General features: G+C 73.9%; 2 protein-coding genes and 1 pseudogene. All 3 read left to right on the top strand.

Annotation, left to right across the window (positions count from 1 at the left end; translation table 11 throughout):
* Positions 1 to 310 (top strand): annotated as a pseudogene (locus ACYVE9_RS19805) (NADH-quinone oxidoreductase subunit L); the annotation flags it as partial.
* Between the two features lie 3 nt (positions 311 to 313).
* Positions 314 to 1,894: a complex I subunit 4 family protein gene (locus tag ACYVE9_RS19800; RefSeq protein ID WP_461029224.1), complete on the top strand. Its 1,581-nt coding sequence runs from the start codon at positions 314 to 316 to the stop codon at positions 1,892 to 1,894.
* Positions 1,891 to 3,399 carry an NADH-quinone oxidoreductase subunit N gene (locus ACYVE9_RS19795; RefSeq protein ID WP_461029223.1) on the top strand — a complete coding sequence of 503 codons (1,509 nt, stop codon included), beginning with the start codon at positions 1,891 to 1,893 and terminating at the stop codon, positions 3,397 to 3,399. Before ACYVE9_RS19800 ends, ACYVE9_RS19795 begins: the two co-directional genes overlap by 4 nt.
* Positions 3,400 to 3,405 lie beyond the last annotated feature (6 nt).

Raw genomic sequence — 3,405 nt, 5'->3', positions numbered from 1 at the left:
CGCCGCAGACGACCCCGCCGACCCCAGCCGGCTGCTGCTCGGCCCGCTGCACCGGCACGCCGCCGCCGGCTTCCACCTCGACGCGCTCTACCACCGCCTGTTCGTCGCCCCGATCCGCGGCGCCGCCCGGCTCGTGCGCTTCCTCGACCGCGAAGTCGTCGACACCTACGTCCGCGGCACCGCAGCCCTGCCGGGCTGGCTCGGCACCGCCGTACGCCGCGCCCAGACCGGCAACGTCCAGACCTATCTGAGCGCCCTGCTCGCCGGCTCCCTCGTGCTGGTCATCGCCGTCCTCGTCGCCGGAGCGTGAGTTGTGCCCGCCATCAACAACACCGTGCTCCAGCTGCTGCTGCCGGCCGCCCTGCTGCCCCCGCTGCCCGGCGCCGTCGCCGAGCTGCTGCCCGCACCGCCCGGACTGCGCGGCAGCAGCCCCGACCAGGCGGTGCTGCGCCACGGCGTGACCGTCACCGGCCTGGTGCTGCTCGCCACCCTGCTGCTCGCCGCCGGCTTCGACCACGACCGGGCCGGCGAGATGCAGGCCACCACCGACATCGGCTGGATCCCCGCCCTCGACATCCGGCTGCACCTCGGCGTGGACGGCATCTCCCTGCCGCTGCTCGTGTTCACCGCCCTGCTGACGTTCCTCTGCGCCCTCTACACCTACGCCCGGCGCGGTGACGGCGGCCCCTCACCCAAGGTGTTCGTCGCACTGCTGCTGGTCCTGGAGTCGGGCACGCTCGCCACCTTCGCGGTGCTCGACCTCATGCTGTTCTTCCTCGCCTTCGAGATGGTCCTCATCCCGATGTACTTCTTCATCGCCCGCTGGGGCGGCGCCGGGCGCGAGAAGGCCGCGTGGAAGTTCATCCTCTTCACCCTCGTCGGCTCCGTCGTGATGCTGCTCGGCCTGCTGCTCATCGGCCTCCAGGGCGGCACCTTCGACATGGTCGCCCTCGCCGAGCAGCAGGGCGCCGGCCTCACCCGCGGCACCCAACTGCTCGCCGTGCTCGCCATCGGCATCGGGCTCGCCGTCAAGACCCCGATGTGGCCGCTGCACAGCTGGCTGCCCGACGCCCACACCGCCGCCCCCACCGTCGGCTCGGTCCTGCTCGCCGGCGTGCTGCTGAAGATGGGCACCTACGGCCTCGTCCGCATCGTGCTGCCCATCGCCCCCGAGGGCGCCGCTTACTTCGCGCCCTACCTGGCGGCGTTCGCCGTCGTCGGCATCGTCTACGGCTCACTCGCCTGCCTCGCCCTCGTACGGCAGGGCGCCGGCGGCGACCTCAAACGGCTCATCGCCTACTCCTCGGTCGGCCACATGGGCTTCGTCCTGCTCGGCATCGCCACCCTCACCCACACCGGCGTGAACGGCGCGCTCTTCGCCAACGTCGCCCACGGCCTCATCACCGGCCTGCTGTTCTTCCTGGTCGGCGCACTCAAGGACCGCACCGGCACCACCGACCTCGACCAGCTGGCCGCCGGCGGCGGCGCCGCGCTCTACGGCCGCACACCCCGCCTCGGCGGCCTGCTGGCCTTCGCCGCGGTCGCCTCCCTCGGCCTGCCGGGCCTCGCCGGCTTCTGGGGCGAGATGCTCACCCTGCTCGGCGCCTACCACCCCGCCGACGGCCTCAACCGGCCCGCCTACCTCGTGTTCATGGCCGTCGCCGCCTTCGGCACCCTGCTCACCGCCGCCTACCTGCTGCTGGTGGTCCGCCGCGTCTGCATGGGCGACCGGCCGCCGGCGACCGCCACGGCCTGGCCCGACGTCCGCCGCCACGAGTTCGCCGCCTGGACCCCGCTCGTCATCCTCACCGTGCTCGCCGGACTCTGGCCCGCCCTGCTCCTGGGGCTCACCGACCCGGCCGTGCAGAACCTCCTGCCGGGAGTCAGCCGATGACCGTTACCGCCGCGGGCGTCATCCAGTCCGTCGACTGGCTCGCGATCGCCCCGCCCGCGCTCACCGCGCTGGCCGCCCTCGCCGTCCTCGTCGCCGACCTCTTCCTCGACGAGCGCCGCAAACCGCTGCTCGGCTGGTTCACCGTCGGCGCGCTGCTGCTCGCCGGACTCCTGCTGCTGCCGCTGGCCGGCGAGGACCGGTCCACCTTCTGCCTCGCCACCGAACCGGCCGTGTGCAGCTACACCGCCGACAGCTTCGCGCTGGCCATGCAACTGCTCGTGCTCGGCGGCGCGCTGATCACGGCCCTGCTGTCCGTCACCGCCGTCCGCGACAGCCGGCTGCCCGCCGGCGAGTTCTGGTTCCTGCTGCTGGCCTCGGCGGCCGGCGCGGCCCTGCTGCCCGCCGCCCGCGACCTGGCGACACTCGTGGTGGCCCTCGAGGTCGCCTCACTGCCCGCGTTCGCCCTCGTCGCGCTCCGCCGCGACGACCGCCGCAGCTCCGAAGCGGCGCTGAAGTTCTTCCTGTCGTCCGTCGTCGCCACCGCCGTCACCCTGATGGGCGTCAGCTTCGTCTACGCGGCGACCGGCAGCATGCACCTGGCCGCCGTCGCCGACGGCCTCGCCGACGTCGACCCGGCCCTGGCGACGCTCGCCACCGCCGGCGTCACCCTCACCCTCGTCGGCTTCGCCTTCAAGACCGCCGTGGTGCCCTTCCACCTGTGGGTGCCCGACACCTACGTCGGCGCCCCCCTGCCCGTCGCCGCGTACCTCTCCGTCATCGGCAAGGCCGTCGGCTTCGGCGGCCTGATCCTCGTCGCCGTGCACGCCTTCCCCGCCTACTCCGGCACCTGGGGCCCGGCCCTCGCGATCCTCGCCGCGCTCACCATGACGGCCGGCAACGTCGCCGCCCTGCGTCAGCGCCCCGACGCCGACCACAGCGCGGTACGCCTGCTCGCCTGGTCCTCCGTCGGCCAGGCCGGCTACCTGATCGTGCCGATCGCTGCCGCCGCCACCGCGGACGACCCGCAACGGGCCGTCGGCGCCACCGTCGCCTACGCCCTCATGTACGCGGTGGTCAACCTCGGCGCGTTCACCGTCGTCCTGCACGTCGGCCGCCGGGCGGCCGCCAACCGCGTCACCGACTACCGCGGCCTCCACGCCGCGCACCCGGTCGCCGCCCTCGCCCTGGCCTTCTTCCTGCTGTGCCTGGCCGGGCTTCCGCCCGGCATCGTCGGCCTCTTCGCCAAGGTCACCGTGTTCGCCGCCGCCGTGGACGGCGGCCTGGGCTGGCTGGCCGCCGTCATGGCCGCCAACGTCGCCATCGCCCTCGTCTACTACCTGAAGTGGACCGCGCTGCTGTTCCGCGCCGCCCCGGAACCCGCGCCGCGCCGCCACCCGCTCACCACCCCGCTGGCCTGCGCGCTCGCCCTCACCGCCACCCTCGCCGTCGTCACCTCCGGCGCCCCGCAGCTCATCCTCCGCTTCGTCTCCGTCACCCTGCTCTGAGCCCGG

Source organism: Streptomyces sparsus (genome assembly GCF_054776295.1).
The sequence above is the reverse complement of the archived record's forward strand: the minus strand, read 5'-3'. Positions and strand labels throughout refer to the sequence as shown.